General features: G+C 56.6%; 19 protein-coding genes. 14 read left to right on the forward strand and 5 right to left on the reverse strand.

Features of this window, described 5'->3' with window-relative positions:
* Positions 1-27 precede the first annotated feature (27 nt).
* Entirely contained in the window at positions 28-2,451 is a 2,424-nt protein-coding gene (plsB, locus tag D8B20_RS01390; protein ID WP_145890331.1) for a glycerol-3-phosphate 1-O-acyltransferase PlsB, read from the reverse strand.
* Between the two features lie 127 nt (positions 2,452-2,578).
* Between plsB and D8B20_RS01395 the strand changes: the two genes are divergently transcribed.
* From D8B20_RS01395 to D8B20_RS01410, 4 genes are all read left to right on the forward strand, one after another.
* Positions 2,579-2,947, forward strand: a complete 369-nt coding sequence (locus D8B20_RS01395) for a diacylglycerol kinase (RefSeq protein WP_145886437.1) — start codon at positions 2,579-2,581, stop codon at positions 2,945-2,947.
* Between the two features lie 105 nt (positions 2,948-3,052).
* Entirely contained in the window at positions 3,053-3,667 is a 615-nt protein-coding gene (gene lexA / locus D8B20_RS01400; protein WP_145886440.1) for a transcriptional repressor LexA, read from the forward strand.
* Between the two features lie 139 nt (positions 3,668-3,806).
* Complete coding sequence (gene dinF / locus D8B20_RS01405) at positions 3,807-5,129, forward strand: MATE family efflux transporter DinF (RefSeq protein ID WP_145890333.1); 1,323 nt, start codon at positions 3,807-3,809, stop codon at positions 5,127-5,129.
* A 162-nt stretch (positions 5,130-5,291) separates the two neighbouring features.
* On the forward strand, positions 5,292-5,504 hold the full coding sequence (locus D8B20_RS01410) for a CsbD family protein (RefSeq protein ID WP_145890335.1): 213 nt from the start codon (positions 5,292-5,294) through the stop codon (positions 5,502-5,504).
* A 69-nt stretch (positions 5,505-5,573) separates the two neighbouring features.
* On the opposite strand, the gene zur is transcribed toward D8B20_RS01410, so the two are convergent.
* The gene (zur, locus tag D8B20_RS01415; RefSeq protein ID WP_145886442.1) at positions 5,574-6,095 is read right to left on the reverse strand and encodes a zinc uptake transcriptional repressor Zur; all 522 of its coding nucleotides are present in this window, start codon (positions 6,093-6,095) and stop codon (positions 5,574-5,576) included.
* A 446-nt stretch (positions 6,096-6,541) separates the two neighbouring features.
* On the opposite strand from zur, the gene D8B20_RS01420 reads away from it, so the two are divergent.
* The 3 genes from D8B20_RS01420 (at position 6,542) to pspG (ending at position 9,394) form a co-directional block, all read left to right on the forward strand.
* Positions 6,542-7,813: a conjugal transfer protein TraF gene (locus tag D8B20_RS01420; protein WP_145886444.1), complete on the forward strand. Its 1,272-nt coding sequence runs from the start codon at positions 6,542-6,544 to the stop codon at positions 7,811-7,813.
* A gap of 90 nt (positions 7,814-7,903) precedes the next feature.
* Complete coding sequence (gene dusA / locus D8B20_RS01425; protein ID WP_145886446.1) at positions 7,904-8,899, forward strand: tRNA dihydrouridine(20/20a) synthase DusA; 996 nt, start codon at positions 7,904-7,906, stop codon at positions 8,897-8,899.
* 261 nt (positions 8,900-9,160) lie between these two features.
* A complete protein-coding gene (gene pspG, locus D8B20_RS01430; protein ID WP_261388082.1) occupies positions 9,161-9,394 on the forward strand; it encodes an envelope stress response protein PspG in 234 nt (77 codons plus the stop codon).
* 195 nt (positions 9,395-9,589) lie between these two features.
* Here pspG and D8B20_RS01435 read toward each other — a convergent pair whose 3' ends face one another.
* A complete protein-coding gene (locus tag D8B20_RS01435) occupies positions 9,590-10,573 on the reverse strand; it encodes a quinone oxidoreductase (protein ID WP_145886451.1) in 984 nt (327 codons plus the stop codon).
* Between the two features lie 73 nt (positions 10,574-10,646).
* Between D8B20_RS01435 and dnaB the strand changes: the two genes are divergently transcribed.
* The 7 genes from dnaB (at position 10,647) to D8B20_RS01470 (ending at position 17,318) form a co-directional block, all read left to right on the forward strand.
* The gene (gene dnaB, locus D8B20_RS01440; RefSeq protein ID WP_145886453.1) at positions 10,647-12,053 is read left to right on the forward strand and encodes a replicative DNA helicase; all 1,407 of its coding nucleotides are present in this window, start codon (positions 10,647-10,649) and stop codon (positions 12,051-12,053) included.
* Between the two features lie 128 nt (positions 12,054-12,181).
* Positions 12,182-12,673 (forward strand): Lrp/AsnC family transcriptional regulator, encoded by a 492-nt coding sequence (locus D8B20_RS01445; protein ID WP_145886455.1) that lies wholly within the window; start codon positions 12,182-12,184, stop codon positions 12,671-12,673.
* A 228-nt stretch (positions 12,674-12,901) separates the two neighbouring features.
* Complete coding sequence (locus D8B20_RS01450) at positions 12,902-13,516, forward strand: YitT family protein (RefSeq protein ID WP_145886457.1); 615 nt, start codon at positions 12,902-12,904, stop codon at positions 13,514-13,516.
* Positions 13,517-13,560: 44 nt separating this feature from the next.
* The gene (locus D8B20_RS01455; protein WP_145886459.1) at positions 13,561-14,754 is read left to right on the forward strand and encodes an amino acid aminotransferase; all 1,194 of its coding nucleotides are present in this window, start codon (positions 13,561-13,563) and stop codon (positions 14,752-14,754) included.
* Positions 14,755-14,922: 168 nt separating this feature from the next.
* Positions 14,923-16,443 carry a catalase gene (locus D8B20_RS01460; RefSeq protein ID WP_145886461.1) on the forward strand — a complete coding sequence of 507 codons (1,521 nt, stop codon included), beginning with the start codon at positions 14,923-14,925 and terminating at the stop codon, positions 16,441-16,443.
* 104 nt (positions 16,444-16,547) lie between these two features.
* Positions 16,548-16,964 carry a secondary thiamine-phosphate synthase enzyme YjbQ gene (locus D8B20_RS01465; RefSeq protein WP_145886462.1) on the forward strand — a complete coding sequence of 139 codons (417 nt, stop codon included), beginning with the start codon at positions 16,548-16,550 and terminating at the stop codon, positions 16,962-16,964.
* 3 nt (positions 16,965-16,967) lie between these two features.
* Entirely contained in the window at positions 16,968-17,318 is a 351-nt protein-coding gene (locus tag D8B20_RS01470) for an MmcQ/YjbR family DNA-binding protein (protein ID WP_145886464.1), read from the forward strand.
* A gap of 6 nt (positions 17,319-17,324) precedes the next feature.
* Here the strand turns inward: D8B20_RS01470 and D8B20_RS01475 are convergent, their stop codons facing one another.
* Entirely contained in the window at positions 17,325-18,389 is a 1,065-nt protein-coding gene (locus D8B20_RS01475) for an NAD(P)-dependent alcohol dehydrogenase (RefSeq protein WP_145886466.1), read from the reverse strand.
* Between the two features lie 272 nt (positions 18,390-18,661).
* Positions 18,662-21,490, reverse strand: coding sequence for an excinuclease ABC subunit UvrA (uvrA, locus tag D8B20_RS01480; RefSeq protein ID WP_145886468.1), 2,829 nt, complete (start codon positions 21,488-21,490; stop codon positions 18,662-18,664).
* Positions 21,491-21,493 lie beyond the last annotated feature (3 nt).

Raw genomic sequence — 21,493 nt, forward strand, 5'->3', positions numbered from 1 at the left:
GGTCGCCCTGCGTGTTTCTGCCAGCGGCTATTCGTGTGCCACCGCTGTTTCGATGGTCAGGCGTACATCGCTGGTGACCAGCTCCGCCAGCATCTGCCACATCATATTGGTGCGTTCCCCATCAGCATCACCCGAATCGCTGATATAGCCTTCGTCACGCAGTGACAGTACCAGAGTGGTGAAGACTGCTTTATCGAAGAACTCCGGCGCGTTGATGCCGTGCAGCACTGACAGGCGCTGAGCCAGCGTGCGGCTCTCTTTCTCCAGCGTCCCGCGATTGATGGTCGGTTTCGCGCTGAGTACCGCAAACGTGATGGCGAAACGCTGCAGCGTTTCACGGATACCGGCGGCCAGCAGCTGCAGCGTACGATAACGTGACGCGCATATCTTCAGCCGGCCTTCCTGCTGCGACACCAGCCCCTGACGCGCCATTTCGGCACAGAGTGCATTCAGCAGCGCAGGCAGTTCGCTGCTGTCCCAGCGCAGGAACAGCTCACTTTTCAGCAGCGGATAGACCAGACTGACCTGACGCAGTAACTCGGCCTCGCTGATTTCGCGGTGCTGCTGCACAATCGCGGCAATCAGGGAAGGCATCACCAGCATGTGATGAATGTTGTTGCGGTAATAAGTCATCAGTACTGCCTGCTCGCGCGGCAGAATGATGATATCGCCAATGCTGTCCTGCTCGGTTTCAAACTTGTTCATGCCCATGGCGTGATCGAGCAGCGCTTCTGCGCTCAACGCCGGCACGGTAGATTCCGGCGAATAAGGCACGTTGCGCAGCAGCTGCGTGTAGCACTCCAGCTGCTCAATCAGCTGTTCCCGCGTCAGTGAACGCTGACGTGACGCCAGCAGCGCGGTCACGCACAGGTTCATGGCGTTTGCCGCTCCCGCTTCATTGATGCGCACCATCAGACGGCCGGCAATGTCATTTACGACAGGTGTCATCCACGCCGGACGCTGCGGGTCAATGGGATCGATGGCGTCACGCCATTCCGGAACGTGCTTGTTCAGGTAGTTCACCAGCGGCAGGGGTTCGCCGAAGTTAACATAGCCCTGACCGAGGTTGCGCAGCTTGCGCAGCCCGCGCACCATCTGCATGAACCCTTCTTTTTCTTTGGCCGCACCGCGCAGCTCTTTGGCATAGGTGCCCACTTCCATCACATGCTCATAGCCAATATAGATAGGGACGAAAGTGATAGGGCGGCTGCCGCCGCGCAGCAGCGCCTGCAGCGTCATCGACAGGGTGCCGGTTTTCGGATCGAGCAGACGCCCGGTGCGTGAACGGCCCCCTTCGACAAAATACTCCACCGAATAACCGCGGCTGAACAGCTCGCCCAGGTATTCGCGGAATACCGTAGAATAGAGTTTGTTGCCTTTGAAGGTGCGGCGAATAAAGAACGCGCCAAGGCGGCGGAAAATCGGGCCGGCGGGCCAGAAGTTCAGGTTAATCCCGGCGGCAATGTGCGGCGGCACCAGTCCCTGGTGATACAGCACATAGGAGAGCAGCAGGTAGTCCATGTGGCTGCGGTGACAGGGCACATAGACGATTTCATGGCCGTCCTGCGCCAGCTGGCGCACGCGCTCGCCACCGTTGACGTTGATGCCCTGATAAAGTCGGCTCCACAGCCAGCCCATGACCCGATCCGTTACGCGAATCGCTTCATAGGAGAAGTCCGCTGCCACTTCTTCCATCATTTCAACGGCGTTCTGCTGCGCTTTCTCATGCGAAATCTTCTTGCTGCGCGCTTCATCTTCTACCGCTTTTTCAATCGCTTTGGACTGCAGCAGCTTATTGAATAGATCCTGACGCGCCGGCAGACGCGGGCCCACCGCCGCCAGCCGCTGACGGGCAAAATGAATACGCGCCACGCGTGCCAGTTTCTGCGCAATCGACTTATCCGTACCGTGTTCGGTCGCCATCTGGCGCAGGGAAACGGTTGGCGAGAAGCGCACAAAGCTGTCGCGGCCGTGCCATAAAATGGCGAAGAACTTCTGTACCCCATTCAGAATGCGCAGATGAGGCGTCTCTTCGCCCTGCACCTCACGCCCTGGCGCACGGCCGAACATCACGGCCACCGGCAGCATCTGCACATCCAGCCCGGGGTTACTGCGATGCAAATCCAGATAGTCGTGGAACAGCTTTACCGACTCCGGATTGGCGACAAAATAGGGGAATACGCGCGGACCGTCGTGAATAAACACATGACGCGGCAGCAGCGCACCATCGATCTCCAGCGGCGCCAGCGGATCGGGCAGATCGAGTTTCAGACATTGAGCGCGCAGCGTCAGCAGATCTGCCTTTGAATCATAAGGCAAAACATACATCACCGGGCGGGTCGGATCGATGCCGTGTTCTGAAATCGGATCGGTCGGAATGACCTTACTTTTTACCAAAATAGAGAGTGGTAAATTCAACAATTTGTAATAGAGTTTACGCCAACCTGACATAGACAACTTGAAGCCTCTTGTTAGCAAAGCGCGGCAAGCATACCAGAAAGTGCAGCGAAGATCTGTGGCCTGACCATTTCGCGCTGCCCAGACATTGACGTCAAAACCACTTAAGGGTTCCACATACATGGCAAATAACGTCACCGGTATTCAGAGAATTGTAAAAGCAGCCGGTTACTCGTGGCAGGGGCTGCGTGCAGCCTGGCAGCATGAAGCTGCGTTTCGCCAGGAGGCTATCGCTGTGCTGGTTGCCATTGTCATCGCCTGCTGGCTGGACGTGGAAGCGATAACGCGCGTGCTGCTGATTGGTTCTGTCGTACTGGTGATGATTGTAGAAATCCTTAACAGCGCCATTGAAGCCGTAGTGGACCGTATCGGCCAGGAGCGGCATCCGCTGGCAGGCCGTGCGAAAGATATGGGCTCTGCGGCGGTTCTGCTGGCCATTCTACTGGCGCTGTTTGTCTGGATCACGCTGCTCTGGTCGCATTTGCGATAAACATTCCGGATTCATCAAACCGCTGATTTTTCCCCCGGTTTCGGTTTTCATTTCGCCAATACCTGTATATACTCACAGCGACTGTATAAACAACCAGGGGGCGGGATGAAAGCGTTAACCAGCAGGCAGCAACAGGTCTATGATCTGATTCGCGACCATATTAATCAGACGGGCATGCCGCCAACGCGTGCTGAAATTGCTTCGCAACTCGGCTTCCGCTCGCCGAATGCTGCCGAAGAGCACCTTAAAGCCCTGGCGCGTAAAGGCGTCATTGAAATTGTCTCTGGTGCGTCACGCGGCATTCGCCTGCTGATGGAAGAAGAGGTCAGCGAAGGCCTGCCGCTGATCGGTCGCGTCGCTGCCGGTGAGCCTCTGCTGGCGCAGGAGCACATCGAAACGCACTATCAGGTGGATGCAAACCTGTTCAAACCTTCGGCGGATTTCCTGCTACGCGTCAGCGGCATGTCGATGAAAGATATCGGTATTATGGATGGCGATCTGCTCGCTGTGCATAAAACCCAGGAAGTGCGTAACGGCCAGGTTGTCGTGGCGCGCATTGACGACGAAGTCACCGTAAAACGCTGGAAGAAGCAGGGCTCCATTGTGCAGCTGCTGCCGGAGAACAGCGATTTCCAGCCCATCGTCGTGGATACCCGTGAACAGTCGCTGACGGTCGAAGGCCTTGCCGTAGGTATTGTGCGTAACGGTGAGTGGCTCTGATCGTCACGTTGCAGTAATCCCCCCGCTGTGGCAGCACGCGTGTGCTGCCCGCAGTCTGCCTTTTTACGCCTCCTGAACCCCTCTGTGCAGCCTTATGCGCTATCAGCAGGCTGACGATCGTCAACAAGGGAATGCGCTGATGCGGCTGTTTTCCTCCTCCGATAAAGCACTGTGGCGGCTGGCGCTGCCGATGATCCTGTCGAATATCACCGTCCCGCTGCTGGGTGTGGCAGACACTGCCGTTATCGGCCATCTCGACAGTCCGGTTTATCTGGGTGGCGTCGCCACCGGCACCACCGCGACCAGTTTTATTTTTATGCTGCTGCTGTTCCTGCGCATGAGCACCACCGGGCTTACCGCTCAGGCGCTGGGCGCCGGCGATAAATCTGCGCTGGCCCGGTCGCTGGTGCAGCCGCTGCTGATTGCACTGCTTGCCGGGATGGTGCTGATGCTGCTGCGCCTGCCGGCCAGTAGGCTGGCAACCCTGCTGATGGGCGGCAGCGCGGAAGTGCAGCAGCAGGCACAAATCTTTATGCATATTCGCTGGCTGAGCGCTCCCGCCACGCTGGCAAATATGGTGATCCTGGGCTGGCTGCTGGGCGTGCAGTATGCGCGTGCGCCGGTGGTGCTGCTGATTGTCGGCAATCTGGTGAACATCCTGCTCGATCTGCTGCTGGTGCTGCACCTGCACTGGGGCGTAGCTGGCACCGCCGCCGCCACGGCGCTGGCGGAGTATGTCACGCTGGCAGTGGGTCTCTGGATGGTCGTCCGCGTGCTGGCCCTGCGCGGGATCACCTTTAGCCTGCTGAAACGCAGCTGGCGCGGCGATGCCGGCCGGTTGTTCCGGCTTAACCGTGACATTATGCTGCGCTCGCTAATGCTGCAGATCTGCTTTGCTTCGCTCACCATGCTGGGCGCGCGTATCGGGCCAGAAGTGGTGGCGGTTAACGCCGTCTTACTGATGTTTCTGACGTTTACCGCCTATGCGCTTGACGGTTTCGCTTACGCCGTGGAAGCCTGCTCGGGTGAGGCCACCGGTGCGCGCGATCGTGAGCGTTTACTGGCTGTCTGGCAGGCCGCCTGTCGTCAGGCGGGCATCGTCGCTCTGCTGTTTGCCGCTATTTATGCCTGCAGCGGCGCGCAGATTGTGGCCCTGCTGACCTCCCTTACCTCGCTGCGCGAAATGGCCGATCGCTATCTGCTGTGGCAGGTCATTCTGCCGCTGACAGGCGTATGGTGTTATCTGCTGGACGGCATGTTTATCGGCGCAACACGCGGGCGGGAAATGCGTAACAGCATGATGATCGCGGCGTCCGGATATGGTGTGACGCTGCTGACGGTGCCCTGGCTGGGCAATCATGGCTTGTGGCTGGCGCTGGCGGTGTTTCTGGCACTACGTGGTCTGACGCTCTGGCTAATGTGGCGGCGCCACTGGCAGCATGACAGCTGGTTCACCGTCTGAATAAGCGCAGCGCGGGTTCAGATTAATCTGTAACGTCTGCAAAATCCGAAGCGGCTACTATAATTATCTTAAACGACGCAAATAAGTAGCGCGTTGTGTCGATGTTTTCCCTGAATTACAGGTGATCATCGCATTTCACTCAGGAAGACGTGGAGGATTATGATGAACAAAGACGAAGCGAGCGGTAACTGGAAACAGTTCAAAGGCAAGTTCAAAGAAAAATGGGGCAAGCTAACGGATGATGACCTCACCGTGATTGAAGGCAAACGCGATCAGCTTGTTGGTAAAATCCAGGAGCGTTACGGCTACGCCAAAGACGAAGCCGAGCGCGAAGTCAGCGACTGGGAAAGTCACAACAAAGACTACCGCTGGTAGGTCTGCCACTTTATGGATGAGGCGCCTGCCCGCTGATCGGCCGATCAGCCTGGCACAGGGATGTGCCGGTTACCCTTTTCGCGTTTTTTTCCCGCTTTCTGCAGCATGGTCATGATGACAGTTCTCCTGTTGCGTACAGGCTGCCACTTCCGCACAATCACCGCATAAACCATGCGCTTCAATCACACTGTGTCGCAGGGTAAAGCCGGTCTGTTTTGCCAGTCCCTCAATGATGTTTTCCACGCCGTGCGCATGCTTTTCGTTAACCGCAGCACAGCGGTCGCACACCAGCATGACCGACGTATGTGCCGGCTCATCGAGATGGTGGCACACCACGTAGCTGTTATTGGATTCAACCCGGTGGATAAATCCCTGCTCCAGCAGAAAATCCAGTGCACGGTAAATGGTCGGCGGCTTTGCCTGCGGCTCACTGAGGCGCAGCTGATCCAGCAGATCGTAAGCGCTGACTGCTCCCTTTTGTCCGGCCATGAGTCGCAGCACTTCTGCACGTTGCGGTGTGAGACGCACGCCGCGCGCCAGGCAAAGTGATTCTGCCTCAGTGAGAAGTTGTTCGGGCGTGAGAGTGGTCATAAGCATTCTCCTGGAAACGGGTGATGTTATTTTATCACACTCGCGATTGCCGTGCCGGGAAAGCATTTTCTCTTCCCTGACAGGAAAGCGCCTGAAATTTCAGCAGATTAATCATTTTTTCTAATGCTTAAGTCTCGTTACAGGCCGGTCGCCTTTGGAGTATGTGAATTTTCTGAAAGGGATGTTAAGCATTTTGCTTTACAACTCACGCAGTTAGTGGTTATGGTTCAAAACACCTAAAGTAATTTCTGGCACCAGTTTACCTAACGATCATTTTACTGCGTAAAACAACAGCAGAATGGTTCAGGTATGACCAATTCTGCGAATAGCAGTGCTATTTCCTTTCAATTCACAGCAATAAAACGTTAGCCAGCATTCAGAATAGGGCTAATTAATTATTCCGTAGTCGTGATGCTCCACGACATGCAAAAGGTGATGGCAGGCTCATGGTGAAGACTTTATTCAGGCGCAAAAAGTTAGCTTATCTCGTTGGTTTTAATGCAGTATTTGTTTCCTCTTCCGTGCTGGCTGCCGGCACCTGGTATGACGCCCGCAACGATGCAATGGGCGGTACCGGGGTTGCCTCGTCAACCTGGAGTTCAGCGGTGCTGGCGAACCCGGCACTGATGACCAAAGCACAACCGGAAGACAACGTCAGCATCATCTTTCCTTCAGCTGGCGTACAGATTACCGATAAAGACAAATTAGTGGATCGCATTGACGATATCACCGATACCGTGAACCGTTACCGCGATACCGAAGACTTCTATCGCGATAGCATCCAAAGCCTGTCGCCCGCCAGAGTGCTTGAAGGCTATACGCAGGTCAAAGCAGCGGCCGGAGATATGGCGGAGCAGCTACGCGGCCTGCGCGGCAATAAAGCCAACGGTACTGCTGGTGTCGCGCTGGCGGTTTCCATACCCAACGAAACGCTGCCGTTTGCGTTTGTAGCGAAAGCCTACGGAACGGCGCATATCCGGGCCAATGTGGTGCAGAGCGATATTGATTACCTGCAGAGCGTGGCCGATGGTACGCGTATTCCGGCTCCCGGCGATCAGAACACGCTGCGCTCCAGCGCCAATGGCCTGGCGGCGCTGATCACCGATTACGGGGTAGCCATGGCGCATGAGTTCACTGTCGCCGGCCATCCGGTTTCCGTCGGCGTGACGCCAAAACTGCAGAAGACCTGGCTGTATAACTACAGCGCCAGCGTGTACGACTACGATAAAAATGATCTGAAAAATGGCCGCTACCGCAGCACGGATACCGGTTTTAACGTGGATGCCGGCATCGCCACTGACTTTGCTGAGAACTGGACCTTTGGCGTCACCGGACAGAACCTGATTTCGCGTGATATTGATACCAAAGAGGTGAATGGCTACCGCGATACCTACCAGATTCGTCCGCTGGTCACGACCGGCCTGGCATGGAAAAGCGGACCGGTGACGCTGAGCGGCGATGTTGATTTAACGGAAACCAAACGCTTTAAATCGCAGGAGACCAGCCAGTACGCCGGCGTGGGCGGTGAATATCGCGTGCTGGACTGGCTGGCACTGCGTGCCGGTTACCGGGCCGATATGAAATCCACCGACACCAATGTATTTACGGCTGGCGTGGGCGTTGCGCCGTTTAACAATGCCGTGCATCTGGACCTTGCCGGTTCAGTCGGAAAAGACAATACCTGGGGCGCGATGATGCAGCTCGGGTTTAACTTCTAAGCACCCGATGACGGGCGGCTGTGTCGCCCGTCATTGCTGTGCTATCATTGCGCAGTTTCTCATCACTTAACTCCGGATTTACTGCGTTTCATGACCGATACTTTCTCTTCGCAACGTTTTTCCATCGCGCCAATGCTGGACTGGACTGACCGCCACTGCCGTTACTTCCATCGTCAGCTGAGCGGCGACACGCTGCTGTACACCGAGATGGTCACCACCGGTGCCATTATTCACGGTAAAGGCGACTACCTGGCTTACAGCGAAGAGGAGCATCCGCTGGCGCTGCAGTTAGGTGGCAGCGATCCGGCTGCGCTGGCGCAGTGTGCAAAGCTGGCCGAAGCGCGGGGCTACGACGAAATCAACCTCAACGTCGGTTGTCCATCCGATCGCGTGCAAAACGGCCGTTTCGGTGCCTGCCTGATGGGGGAAGCTGCCCTCGTCGCGGACTGCATCAAAGCCATGCGTGATGTCGTCAGCATTCCGGTAACGGTCAAAACCCGCATCGGCATTGATGAGCAGGACAGCTACGCGTTTCTGTGCGACTTTGTTGGCACCGTGGCGGAAAAAGGCGGCTGCGACACTTTTATTATTCACGCCCGTAAAGCCTGGCTTTCCGGCCTCAGCCCGAAAGAGAACCGGGAGATACCGCCACTGGATTATCCGCGTGTCTATCAGCTGAAACGGGATTTCCCGGCGCTGACCATGGCAATCAACGGCGGCATTAAAACGCTGGAAGAGGCAAAAGCGCATCTGCAACATATGGATGGTGTCATGATGGGGCGCGAAGCCTATCAGAATCCGGGAATTCTGGCGCAGGTTGATCGCGAACTGTTTGGCCGCACCACGCCGGCAGCGGACCCGGTTGCGGTTGTGCGCGCCATGTATCCCTATATTGAAGCTGAGCTGTCAAAAGGCACTTATCTGGGTCACGTGACGCGCCACATGCTTGGCCTGTTCCAGGGCATTCCGGGTGCGCGTCAGTGGCGTCGTCATCTCAGTGAAAATGCGCATAAGCCCGGCGCTGATGTCCGCGTGCTGGAAGCGGCCCTGGCGCTGGTGGCGGATAAAATCCCGCAGGAAGCGTAATTTCTCTCTCCTGGCGCGCGCCAGCGCGCCTGTGTGTTCTTTGCCATCATCCTGCTGGTCGCCCGTGACTTTACTGTTCCCCGGTCAAATTCACTATCTGTTAGTGAATTTGCTCAGTTGTGCGCGGCATAAATGGCGTAAAAGCCCGCATTACAGTGAGTTACCTGCGCAATAAAGCTGGCACGCATCTTGTAATAGTCTCTCTGTCATCTGAACAGGAGAGCCTTTGTGGAAATCGTCTTTGTTATCGGCTTTTTTCTGATGCTGCTGCTGACCGGCGTTTCATTGCTGGGCGTTATCGCAGCACTGGTCGTTGCCACCGCGCTGATGTTCCTTGGCGGACTGTTTGCGCTTGTTATTAAATTGTTGCCGTGGCTGGTGCTGGCAATGGTGGTCGCCTGGCTGTATCGCGCCTTTACCACGCCGCAGGGAGAAGCAAAGCTGAACAGGCTGAAAAGGAAAATCAGGAACTTAGAGCGAAATGAGTGGCGGTAAATGCGGTTGCGATCACAGAGTTGGCATTGCTTAACAGGAATTCGCAATTAAACATATTTTTTACTTATGTTTTCTGTCAGGATAGTCACCGTGATTTGAAAACGTATTCATCGCCGCTGTCCCTACAACCAGCGCGAACTATAAAAAAGAAAGAAAACAGGGCTTCCTTCGGGAAGCCCTTGTTATTTCTGCTTTTCAGGGCAGCAGCAAACTGGAGCCCTGCGTCGCGCGGCTCTCCAGAACCTGATGCGCCCGCGCGGCATCGCGCAACGCAAATTTCTGCTGCTCTGGTACATTCACCTTAATCGCGCGGCTGGCGATAAGAGAGAACAGTTCAGCACTGGCGCGGTCCAGCTCTTCACGGTTAGTGATATAGCCAAACAGAGAAGGGCGCGTTACAAACAGTGAGCCTTTGCGGTTTAAAATTCCCAAATCAACACCGGTCACCGGACCGGAAGCATTACCAAAACTCACCATCAGGCCATGACGACGCAGGGAGTCGAGCGAAGCCTCCCAGGTATCTTTACCGACGGAGTCATACACCACCGCCACTTTCTCACCCTGTGTCAGCGCACTGACGCGTGCGGCAATATCCTCTTCGCGGTAGTTGATGGTCGCCCAGGCACCGGCATCTTTGGCGATGCGCGCTTTTTCTGCCGAGCCGACCGTGCCAATCAGATGAGCCCCCAGCGCTTTCGCCCACTGGCAGGCAATCAGCCCCACGCCGCCCGCAGCGGCATGGAACAGAAAAATTTCATCGGCTTTCACTTTATAGGTCTGACGCAGCAGATATTGCACCGTCAGGCCTTTCAGAAACGAGGCGGCGCCCTGCTCAAAAGAGAGACTTTCCGGCAGGATTGCCAGCCGCTCCTCTGCAACATTGTGCAGTTCGCTGTAGGCACCGGCCGCAGCCTGGCAGTACACCACGCGGTCACCCGGTTTAAACAGCGTGACGGCGGAACCCACTTTTTTCACAATGCCCGCCGCTTCGGTGCCCAGGCCGGAGGGCAGGCTTGCAACCGGATAAAGGCCGCTGCGCACGTAGGTATCAATGTAGTTGATGCCTATCGCCTTATTTTCCACCTGCACCTCGTGGTCAGCGGGATCGGCAATCTCAAAATCGACCCACTGCAGCACGTCCGGGCCACCGTACTGGTTGAACGCTATGCGCTTTGCCATTCTGACTCCTGTGATTGTTCATCCCGGGACGGTATACTTGCGCGTCCCTTTCACGATCGGTAATGCATTCACTATGGCAGGAAATAAACCCACCAACAAATCGAACGAACCCCGCGATCGGCAGCTGGAAGGCGTGAAGATGCCGCCACATTCCATTGAGGCGGAGCAGTCGGTGCTCGGTGGGTTGATGCTGGATAACGAGCGCTGGGATAACGTTTCGGAGCGCGTGGTAGCGGATGATTTCTTCAACCGCTCACACCGCATGATTTTTGCCGAAATGCAGCGTCTGCTGGAAGCCGGCCAGCCCATTGACCTGATTACGCTGTCAGAATCGCTGGAAACCCGCGGCGAGCTGGAGATGGCTGGCGGCTTTGCCTACCTGGCCGAACTGGCTAAAAATACCCCGAGTGCGGCAAACATTGGCGCATACGCCGACATTGTGCGGGAACGCGCCGTGGTGCGTGAGATGATCTCGGTCGCGAACCAGATTGCCGATGCCGGTTACGATCCGCAGGGGCGCAGCAGTGAAGAGCTGCTGGATTTTGCAGAATCCAACGTCTTCAAAATCGCTGAAGCGCGCGCCAGTAAAGATGCGGGTCCGCAAAATATTGAACAGATTCTGGAAGCAACGGTTTCCCGTATTGAAGCGCTGGTCTCTACGCCGCACGATGGCGTCACCGGAGTGGATACCGGCTATCAGGATCTCAACAAAAAGACCGCTGGCCTGCAGGGCTCGGATCTGATTATCGTGGCCGCGCGTCCGTCGATGGGTAAAACCACCTTCGCCATGAACCTGTGTGAAAACGCCGCCATGATCAGCGACAAGCCGGTGCTGATCTTCAGTCTGGAGATGCCCAGCGAGCAGATCATGATGCGTATGCTGGCGTCACTGTCGCGCGTCGATCAGACCCGCATCCGTACCGGCCAGCTGGAAGATGAAGACTGGGCGCGCATCTCGGCCACGATGGGCATTCTGTTAGAAAAGAAGAATATGTATATCGATGACTCTTCCGGCCTGACGCCTACTGAAGTGCGTTCGCGCGCGCGCCGCATCTTCCGCGAGAACGGCGGCCTGAGTCTGATCATGATCGACTACCTGCAGCTGATGCGTGTGCCGTCGCTCTCGGACAACCGTACGCTGGAAATCGCGGAGATCTCGCGCTCGCTCAAGGCGCTGGCGAAGGAGCTGAACGTGCCGGTGGTGGCGCTGTCGCAGCTTAACCGATCGCTGGAGCAGCGTGCAGACAAGCGTCCGGTAAACTCGGATCTGCGTGAATCCGGCTCGATCGAGCAGGATGCGGATTTGATCATGTTCATCTACCGCGATGAGGTTTATCACGAAAACAGCGATCTGAAAGGCATCGCTGAGATCATCATCGGTAAACAGCGTAACGGCCCGATCGGTACCGTGCGACTGACCTTTAACGGCCAGTGGTCGCGGTTTGATAACTACGCTGGCCCGCAATACGACGACGAATAAGCCGCTTTATCAGGGTGCATGCACGATTTGTGCATGCACCTCACGTCATCAGAAAATAGTGTTGGACAACCCCGGCTTTAATCAGGTTATCTGTAGCAAAGCGAACCCTATAACGCTGCGGAAACAGAATGACTCAGGTAGACGATTACGACCTTAAGATACTGACACTCTTACAATCTAACGGTCGGCTAACCAACCAGGAACTCAGTGATTTAGTCGGGCTTTCGGCGTCGCAATGTTCACGTCGCCGCATTAATCTTGAACAGGCAAACCTCATTCTCGGCTACCACGCTCGCCTCTCTCCGGATGCCGTGGGGCTGGGGATGGTCGGGCTGATTGAGGTCAGGCTGAAAAATCACACCCCCGATTACGAAGACAATTTTCACCGCATGGTTGAAGAAGAGCCGGCGATCGTCGATGCGTTTAAAACCACCGGCGATGCGGATTACCTGCTGAAAGTGGCGGTAGCGGATCTTTCTGCGCTCAGCGCGCTGATCAGCCAGCTGGTGGCCGGGCATCAGAGCGTGGCGCACGTCAAAACCTCGGTGGTGCTGAACCGGCTGAAAGAGAACGGCCTGATGATGATTCCGCAGCACAAAGCGCGCCAGAAAAGTGCATGATGTGCTGATTTGGTGCAGCATCCGCCTTAATACCGCAGGATGTGCGCACTGAAAACCTGATTTGTGCATGAATCGCTTATAAAGATAACGTTTGATGCACAAAAACCTGCAATAAAGCGCCTTAGTTATCAATTGGATAATCGCTGGCACCCATCGGCGGCGACAGGAAGCCGCCGATGTGGTGCATTTTTTGCATTTGAGCGTCATCATTTGCACAGAGAGCGCACCATGGATAACGTCTTACCGCCTGACCGGATTCCCCACTCCCGTATTGAAGATGCGCTGGCCATCGTGCTGGGTACGCTGATGGTGTCGTTTGGGGTCATGATGCTGAAGCAGGCAGGGGCGCTGACCGGCAGCACCGCAGGCATCGCTTTTCTCCTCAGTTACCTGTCGCCGCTTTCGTTTGGCAGCCTGTTTTTTCTTATCAATCTGCCGTTTTACTGGCTGGCCATTCGCCGCATGGGCCGGGAATTTACCCTGAAAACCTTTTGCGCTGTCGGGTTGGTTTCCCTGTTCACCCAGCTGCATCCGCTGTTCATCCATTTTTCTGTGCTGAATCCGTTTTATGCGACGCTGTTCGGTAACGTGGTGATGGGGATTGGGTTTATAGTGTTGTTCCGGCACAAAGCCAGCCTGGGCGGCGTCAATATTCTGGCGCTGTGGCTGCAGGATCGCTTCGGCCTGCGCGCCGGGAAAGTGCAAATGGCGGTGGATACCTGCGTCGTGGTAGCCTCGCTGTTTGTTGTGTCGCTCCCTATGCTGCTGGCCTCCGTGGCGGGCGCGGTGATACTAAACCTTATCATCGCGATGAACCACCGCCCCGGCCGCTACACAGTGTAACGATACCGACGCCCTGTATATGACCAATCATGGAGATCTGCACCGTGTTTCAAAACGTTGATGCCTATGCCGGCGATCCGATTCTGTCGCTGATGGAAACTTTTAAGCAGGACCCGCGCGACCATAAAGTGAACCTGAGCATCGGTCTTTATTACAACGAAACGGGCATTATTCCTCAGCTGCAGGCGGTGGCCGCCGCGGAAGAGCGCCTGCAGGCGCAGCCGCATCAGGCATCGCTCTATCTGCCTATGGAAGGCTTTGGTCCGTACCGTAACGCGATTGCGCCTCTGCTGTTTGGAAAAGACCATCCGATGCTGCAGGCGGGCCGCATTGCCGCTATTCAGACCGTAGGCGGCTCCGGTGCCTTAAAAGTAGGTGCCGATTTCCTTCGCCGCTATTTCCCGCAGGCCAGCGTCTGGGTGAGCGATCCCACCTGGGAAAACCACGTTGCCATTTTTAACGGTGCCGGCTTTGATGTGCACACCTATCCGTGGTACGACGCGGCGACGCACGGGGTGAATTTTGCGGCGTTCATCGCCACGCTGAAAACCCTGCCGAAGCAGTCCATCGTGCTGCTGCATCCCTGCTGCCATAACCCGACCGGTGCCGATCTGACAAACGCGCAGTGGGATGAAACCGTTGAGGTGCTGAAAGCGCAGGAGCTGATTCCTTTCCTCGATATTGCCTACCAGGGCTTTGGCGCCGGTATGGAAGAGGATGCGTATGCTATTCGCGCGGTTGCCGCCGCAGGTCTGCCGGCGCTGGTCAGCAACTCCTTCTCTAAAATCTTCTCGCTGTATGGCGAGCGCGTCGGCGGCCTGTCGGTAGTGTGCGACAGTGCAGAAGAAGCCGCTCGCGTGCTGGGTCAGCTGAAGGCAACCGTCCGTCGTAACTACTCCAGTCCGCCAAACTTTGGCGCACAGGTGGTCGCCTGCGTACTGAACGATGAAGCGCTGCGAAACAGCTGGCTGGCAGAGGTGGAAGCAATGCGCGTGCGTATTACGGAGATGCGTCAGGCGCTGGTGGACGTGCTGCGCACTAAACTGCCGGGCAAAAATTTCGATTACCTGCTGAAACAGCGCGGCATGTTCAGCTACACCGGCCTGAGCGCACAGCAGGTGGATCGCCTGCGTGATGAGTTCGGCGTTTATCTGATTGCCAGCGGCCGTATGTGCGTGGCCGGGCTGAACCGCCGCAACGTCAATCAGGTGGCGGAAGCCTTTGCCGCAGTGATGTAATCCGCGCTTTTAATCTGTAACCAGAACCACTCAGCCAGCCGGCGGGTGGTTTTTTTGTCCTGTTCGGGACGGGTCTTGTGGGTTCCTGTTAGCGGCACTATTAGCGTTGCGGGTTCGCTCTGATGCGCAGCACCAGACGGCTTGTCACTCTATAATAAGGAACCGCCCATGCGCTATTTCCCCTTTGCACTGAAACCCCTCGGCTTTTTCACCGCGCTGGCATGCGCTTTGCCCGCCGCTGCCACCGAGCTGACGCGCGACAACGGCGCGCCGGTAGGCGATAACCAGAACGCACAAACCGCAGGCAGTAACGGCGCGGTGTTGCTGCAGGACGTGCAGCTGATTCAAAAACTGCAGCGTTTTGATCGGGAACGTATCCCGGAGCGCGTGGTACATGCGCGTGGCACCGGGGCGCACGGTGAATTTCATGCCAGCAAAGACCTCAGCGATCTGACGCTGGCCGCTCTCTTTAAACCCGGCACGGTGACACCGGTTTTTGTGCGCTTCTCCAGCGTGGTGCACGGTAAAGATTCGCCGGAAACGCTGCGCGATCCGCGCGGTTTCGCCACCAAATTTTATACCAGCCAGGGCAACTGGGATTTGGTCGGCAACAATCTGCCGGTGTTTTTTATCCGCGATGCCATCAAATTTCCGGATATGGTGCACGCCTTCAAGCCGGACCCGCGCACCAATCTGGATAACGATGCGCGCACCTTTGATTTCTTTTCCCATGTGCCGGAAGCCACGCACGCTCTGACCATGCTGTTTTCTAACATGGGCACGCCAGCAAGTTACCGCGAAATGGACGGCAACAGCGTGCACGCCTATAAATTTGTGAACGCGAAAGGCGAGGTGCACTACGTGAAGTTCCACTGGAAATCGCTGCAGGGTGAAAGGAATCTTGATCCGCAGCAGGTTGCTGCCATGCAGGGGCGCAGCTACAGCCATATGACCGAAGATCTGGTGGCTGCCATCGATCGGCGTGACTTCCCAAAATGGGATCTCTACATTCAGGTGCTGCCCGCCAGCGACATTGATAAATTCGATTTTAACCCGCTGGACGCCACCAAAATCTGGCCGGGCATTGCGGAAGTGAAGGTCGGCCAGATGGTGCTGAACCGCAACGTCAATAACGTCTTCCAGCAAACCGAGCAGGTGGCGATGGCACCTTCCAACCTCGTGCCGGGCATTGAGCCTTCGGAAGATCGCCTGCTGCAGGGGCGCCTGTTCTCCTACGCGGATACGCAGATGTACCGCATTGGCGCCAACGCGCTGTCGCTGCCAGTGAATGCGCCACGGGTTCCGGTGAGCAACGGTAATCAGGCGGGTGCCATGAACAGCGAGCACGCAGACGACAAAGGGGTGAATTACCAGCCAAGCCGTATCTATCCCCGGGAAGAGCTGCAAAGCGCACGCTACAGCCACACGCCCCTGAGCGGCATGACGCAACAGGCCGCCATAACCAAACCCCGGAACTTCAGGCAGGCGGGTGAGCTGTATCGTTCGTTCAGCGCCAAAGAGCGCGCCGATCTGATCAACACGCTGGGGCGCGCGCTGAAAAACGCTGACGCCCGGAGCCGCATGGCGATGCTTTCCTATTTCTATAAAGCCGATAAGGAATATGGCGAACGGCTGGCGCACGATAGCGTCGCCGGCGTGAAAGCCCTGGCGGAGAAACTCCCCGACTAAACCACACGGCAGAGTTCACGCTCTGCCTTTTTTCCCTGCCACAGGGTTTACCTTTTGCCGACATGCTGCACACTTAAACGGTGTATTTGATTAAGGACACTCGCATGTGGCAGCAACAAACGCTTACGCTCAGCGCCAAAACGCGCGGTTTTCATTTAGTGACGGAGGAGATTGTCAGCCAGCTCACCGGTTTGGCCGATGTGCGTATCGGCCAGTTACATCTGCTGTTGCAGCACACTTCCGCTTCGCTGACGCTCAATGAAAATTGCGATCCCACCGTGCGCAGCGACATGGAGCAACATTTCCTGCGTCATGTCCCGGAGGACGCGCCTTATCAGCATGATTACGAAGGTGCAGACGACATGCCGGCGCATATTAAATCTTCGCTGCTGGGCGTGTCGCTGCTGCTTCCGGTTAGCCGCGGGCGGCTGGTGCTGGGCACCTGGCAGGGGATCTGGCTGGGCGAACATCGGGTGCAGGGCGGCGCGCGGCGCATTATCGCGACTTTACAGGGGGAATAAACGATGACGATTTCCGATCTGCTGACCTACTGCATGAGCAAGCCTGGGGCAGCGCAGAGTTATAAAGATGCCTGGGACGCCACGCAGATTAAAAGCAATGGGGTGCTGTTCGCCATGGTACATGATGTCAAAGGTCGCCCGGCGCTGTCGCTGAAAACCTCGCCGGCGCTGGCCGAGTTACTGCGGGATGAGCATCACGATGTGTTTGCCAGTGAACATCTGAACAAATCGCACTGGAGCACATTGTGGCTGGATGGTGAGCTGAAAGATTCGCAGATTTATTACCTGGTCGATGCCTCCTGGCAACAGGCCGACGCCACGCATGCTGCGGGCGCCAGCCATCATGATGAGTAGGGCCGATCAGGCCGCGGACTCTTCACGCAGGGTATTGATATCAATGACGAAACGATACTTTACATCGCTTTTCAGCATGCGTTCGTAAGCGTCATTAATCTGGTTCATGGCGATCAGTTCGATATCTGAAGTAATGCCATGTTGACCGCAGAAATCCAGCATCTCCTGGGTTTCTGCGATGCCGCCAATCAGCGAGCCGGCAATGCTGCGGCGCTTGAAGATCAGGTTGAACACCTGCGGTGCCGGGTGGTCGTGCTCCGGCGCGCCAACCAGCGTCATATTGCCGTCGCGCTTCAGCAGGGCAATAAACGGGTTGAGATCGTGCTGAGCGGCCACGGTATTCAGAATAAAATCGAAGCTGTTGGCGTGCTGTGCCATCTGATCGGCATCTTTGGAAATCACCACTTCATCGGCGCCGAGGCGTTTGCCATCTTCAATTTTCGAGGGCGAGGTAGTGAACAGCACCACGTGTGCGCCCATCGCATGGGCAATTTTCACGCCCATATGACCAAGGCCGCCCAGGCCCACAATGCCAACTTTTTTACCCGGGCCGACGTTCCAGTGGCGCAACGGTGAATAGGTGGTGATACCGGCACACAGCAGCGGAGCCACACCGGCCAGATCCAGGTTTTCCGGCACGCGCAGTACGAAGTTCTCGTCCACAACCATGCTGGTGGAGTAGCCGCCATAGGTGATGGCGCCGGTTTCGCGATCCTGGCCATTGTAGGTGCCAACAAAACCATTTTCACAGTATTGCTCCAGCCCTTCCTGACAGCTCGGGCAGCTGCGGCAGGAGTCAACCATGCAGCCGACGCCGACTAAATCGCCCACTTTGTATTTATGCGTGTGAGCGCCAACTGCGGTGACGCGACCGACCACTTCATGGCCTGGCACCACCGGGAAAAGGGTATTTTTCCATTCGTTACGCGCCTGATGCAGGTCTGAGTGGCAAACGCCACAGTACAACACTTCAATCTGTACATCATGAGCACGCAGTTCACGCGGCTTATAGTCGAACGGGGCGAGTCTGGATTTCGCGTCCTGTGCGGCATAGGCATGGGTAATATTCATGGTGTCTCCAGTCGGATGTGTCGTGAGTATATTGCGAGAGGTCCATTCAGCAGGCTGAAGGACAATGGCGCGGGTGCGCCAAAAGTGAACGCTGTAAGGATAGTCAGCAGGGGAGAAGGCGTATATGCCTGAAGTTGTCTGATTCTTGCCTGTTTCTGCAAAGCGCAAGGTAAACAGGCAAAAAAAGCGCCGGTGTGTGGGGTAATATGCGGGGGAAAGCGTGAGGGCAGGCCGGAAAAAGCGCACCGCAAACGCGGCGGTGCGCACAGACCTTACTTTTTCAGCATGGGCTTCAGGAAGCGCGCCGTGTGGGATTGCTCACACTCAGCCACCGTCTCTGGCGTGCCGGCTACCAGAATTTCACCGCCGCCGCTGCCGCCTTCCGGACCCAGATCCACAATCCAGTCAGCGGTTTTGATCACATCAAGATTGTGTTCAATCACCACAATGGTGTTGCCCTGATCGCGCAGCTGATGCAGCACTTCCAGCAGCTGCTGAATGTCGGCAAAGTGCAGACCGGTAGTCGGTTCGTCCAGGATATAGAGCGTCTGGCCGGTGCCGCGTTTTGACAGCTCACGCGCCAGCTTAACGCGCTGCGCTTCACCGCCGGAAAGCGTCGTGGCAGACTGACCGAGCCGGATATAGGAGAGCCCGACATCCATCAGCGTCTGGAGCTTACGCGCCAGCGCCGGTACGGCATCAAAGAACTCGCGGGCTTCTTCGATGGTCATCTCCAGCACTTCATGAATGCTGCGGCCTTTGTATTTAATCTCCAGCGTTTCGCGGTTATAGCGTTTGCCTTTGCACTGATCGCACGGCACGTAGATGTCCGGCAGGAAGTGCATCTCCACCTTAATCACACCATCACCCTGGCAGGCTTCACAGCGTCCGCCACGCACGTTGAAGCTGAAGCGGCCCGGATTGTAGCCGCGTGAACGCGCTTCCGGCACACCGGCGAACAGTTCGCGTACCGGCGTAAAAATGCCGGTATAGGTGGCCGGGTTAGAACGCGGTGTGCGGCCAATCGGGCTCTGATCGATATCGATGACCTTGTCAAAATGCTCCAGGCCGGCGATTTCGCGGTATGGGGCGACTTCACCGCTGGTGGCACCGTTGAGCTGACGCTGAGCAATCGGGAACAATGTGTCGTTGATCAGCGTAGATTTACCTGAGCCGGAGACACCGGTAATACAGGTAAAGAGTCCGACCGGGATCGTCAGCGTCACGTCTTTCAGGTTGTTGCCGCGCGCACCGCTCAGCTTCAGGACTTTAGACGGATCGCCTTTCACCCGCTCGGCGGGTACAGCGATTTCGCGCTTGCCGCTCAGGAACTGGCCGGTCAGCGACGCTTCGTGCGCCATGATGGCGTGGACATCGCCCTCTGCCACCACCTGACCGCCGTGCACGCCCGCGCCGGGACCGATATCAATAATATGGTCGGCTGCGCGAATCGCATCTTCATCGTGCTCAACCACAATCACGGTGTTGCCAAGATCGCGCAGGTGGATCAGCGTCGACAGCAGACGTTCGTTATCGCGCTGATGCAGACCAATTGAGGGTTCATCCAGCACGTACATCACGCCCACCAGGCCCGCACCAATCTGGCTGGCCAGACGAATGCGCTGGGCCTCACCACCGGAGAGCGTCTCCGCCGAGCGCGACATGGAAAGGTAGTTAAGGCCGACGTTCACCAGGAAGCTCAGGCGATCGCCAATCTCTTTCAGCACTTTTTCCGCGATTTTTGCGCGCTGGCCGCTCAGCTTCAGGTTGCGGAAGAAGTCCATCGCATGACCAATGCTCATATCTGAGATGGTAGGCAGATTGGTATCTTCCACAAACACATGACGCGCTTCGCGGCGCAGACGGGTGCCTTCACAGCTGGCGCAGGCGCGGTTGCTGATAAACTTCGCCAGCTCTTCACGTACCGCATTGGATTCCGTCTCTTTATAACGGCGCTCCATATTGTGCAGCACGCCTTCAAACGGATGACGGCGTACCGACGTATCACCGCGATCGTTGATGTATTTGAATTCAATATTCTCTTTGCCGGAGCCGTAGAGAATCACGTCGCGCGCTTTATCGCTCAGGCTTTCAAACGGCGCTTCGACGTCAAAATCCAGATGCTCAGCCAGCGAGCGCAGCATCTGGAAATAGTAGAAGTTACGGCGATCCCAGCCGCGAATGGCGCCGCCAGCCAGCGACAGTTCCGGATTCTGCACCACGCGATCGGGATCGAAATATTGCTGCACGCCGAGACCGTCACAGGTCGGGCAGGCGCCTGCCGGGTTGTTAAACGAAAACAGGCGCGGTTCCAGCTCGCGCATGCTGTAGCCACACACCGGGCAGGCGAAGTTAGCCGAAAACAGCATCTCTTCCGCGTCGGCGTCGTCCATATCGGCGACGATTGCCGTGCCGCCGCTCAGTTCCAGCGTGGTTTCAAAGGATTCTGCCAGACGCGTTGCCATGTCATCACGCACGCGGAAGCGATCAATCACCACTTCAATGGTGTGCTTCTTCTGCAGTTCCAGCTTGGGTGGATCGGAAAGATCGCACACTTCCCCGTCGATACGCGCACGGATGTAGCCCTGGGCCGCCAGGTTTTCCAGCGTTTTGGTGTGTTCGCCTTTGCGGTCTTTAACCACCGGCGCCAGCAGCATCAGCCGGCGGCCTTCATCCTGCGCCAGCACCTGATCCACCATCTGACTGACGGTCTGTGCCGCCAGCGTCACGTTATGATCCGGGCAGCGCGGTTCGCCAACGCGGGCAAACAGCAGACGCAGGTAGTCGTGGATTTCGGTAATGGTGCCGACCGTCGAACGCGGGTTGTGCGACGTGGATTTCTGCTCAATGGAAATGGCGGGCGACAGACCTTCAATATGGTCAACGTCCGGTTTCTCCATTAATGAAAGAAACTGGCGCGCATAGGCCGAAAGCGATTCAACATAGCGGCGCTGGCCTTCGGCATAGAGCGTGTCAAACGCCAGCGAAGACTTACCGGAACCTGACAGACCGGTAACCACAATGAGCTTATCGCGTGGGATGATCAGGTTGATATTCTTCAAATTATGGGTGCGAGCACCGCGGACTTCGATCTTATCCATTCA

The sequence above is a fragment of the Candidatus Pantoea soli genome (assembly GCF_007833795.1).
Classification (GTDB): domain Bacteria; phylum Pseudomonadota; class Gammaproteobacteria; order Enterobacterales; family Enterobacteriaceae; genus Pantoea; species Pantoea soli.

Excerpts from the sequence above, each read along its gene's own strand:
- plsB (WP_145890331.1), bottom strand. The coding sequence starts at position 2,451 with ATGTCAGGTTGGCGTAAACTCTATTACAAATTGTTGAATTTACCACTC.
- D8B20_RS01395 (WP_145886437.1), top strand. The coding sequence starts at position 2,579 with ATGGCAAATAACGTCACCGGTATTCAGAGAATTGTAAAAGCAGCCGGT.
- lexA (WP_145886440.1), top strand. The coding sequence starts at position 3,053 with ATGAAAGCGTTAACCAGCAGGCAGCAACAGGTCTATGATCTGATTCGC.
- dinF (WP_145890333.1), top strand. The coding sequence starts at position 3,807 with ATGCGGCTGTTTTCCTCCTCCGATAAAGCACTGTGGCGGCTGGCGCTG.
- D8B20_RS01410 (WP_145890335.1), top strand. The coding sequence starts at position 5,292 with ATGAACAAAGACGAAGCGAGCGGTAACTGGAAACAGTTCAAAGGCAAG.
- zur (WP_145886442.1), bottom strand. The coding sequence starts at position 6,095 with ATGACCACTCTCACGCCCGAACAACTTCTCACTGAGGCAGAATCACTT.
- D8B20_RS01420 (WP_145886444.1), top strand. The coding sequence starts at position 6,542 with ATGGTGAAGACTTTATTCAGGCGCAAAAAGTTAGCTTATCTCGTTGGT.
- dusA (WP_145886446.1), top strand. The coding sequence starts at position 7,904 with ATGACCGATACTTTCTCTTCGCAACGTTTTTCCATCGCGCCAATGCTG.
- pspG (WP_261388082.1), top strand. The coding sequence starts at position 9,161 with ATGCTGCTGCTGACCGGCGTTTCATTGCTGGGCGTTATCGCAGCACTG.
- D8B20_RS01435 (WP_145886451.1), bottom strand. The coding sequence starts at position 10,573 with ATGGCAAAGCGCATAGCGTTCAACCAGTACGGTGGCCCGGACGTGCTG.
- dnaB (WP_145886453.1), top strand. The coding sequence starts at position 10,647 with ATGGCAGGAAATAAACCCACCAACAAATCGAACGAACCCCGCGATCGG.
- D8B20_RS01445 (WP_145886455.1), top strand. The coding sequence starts at position 12,182 with ATGACTCAGGTAGACGATTACGACCTTAAGATACTGACACTCTTACAA.
- D8B20_RS01450 (WP_145886457.1), top strand. The coding sequence starts at position 12,902 with ATGGATAACGTCTTACCGCCTGACCGGATTCCCCACTCCCGTATTGAA.
- D8B20_RS01460 (WP_145886461.1), top strand. The coding sequence starts at position 14,923 with ATGCGCTATTTCCCCTTTGCACTGAAACCCCTCGGCTTTTTCACCGCG.
- D8B20_RS01465 (WP_145886462.1), top strand. The coding sequence starts at position 16,548 with ATGTGGCAGCAACAAACGCTTACGCTCAGCGCCAAAACGCGCGGTTTT.
- D8B20_RS01470 (WP_145886464.1), top strand. The coding sequence starts at position 16,968 with ATGACGATTTCCGATCTGCTGACCTACTGCATGAGCAAGCCTGGGGCA.
- D8B20_RS01475 (WP_145886466.1), bottom strand. The coding sequence starts at position 18,389 with ATGAATATTACCCATGCCTATGCCGCACAGGACGCGAAATCCAGACTC.
- uvrA (WP_145886468.1), bottom strand. The coding sequence starts at position 21,490 with ATGGATAAGATCGAAGTCCGCGGTGCTCGCACCCATAATTTGAAGAAT.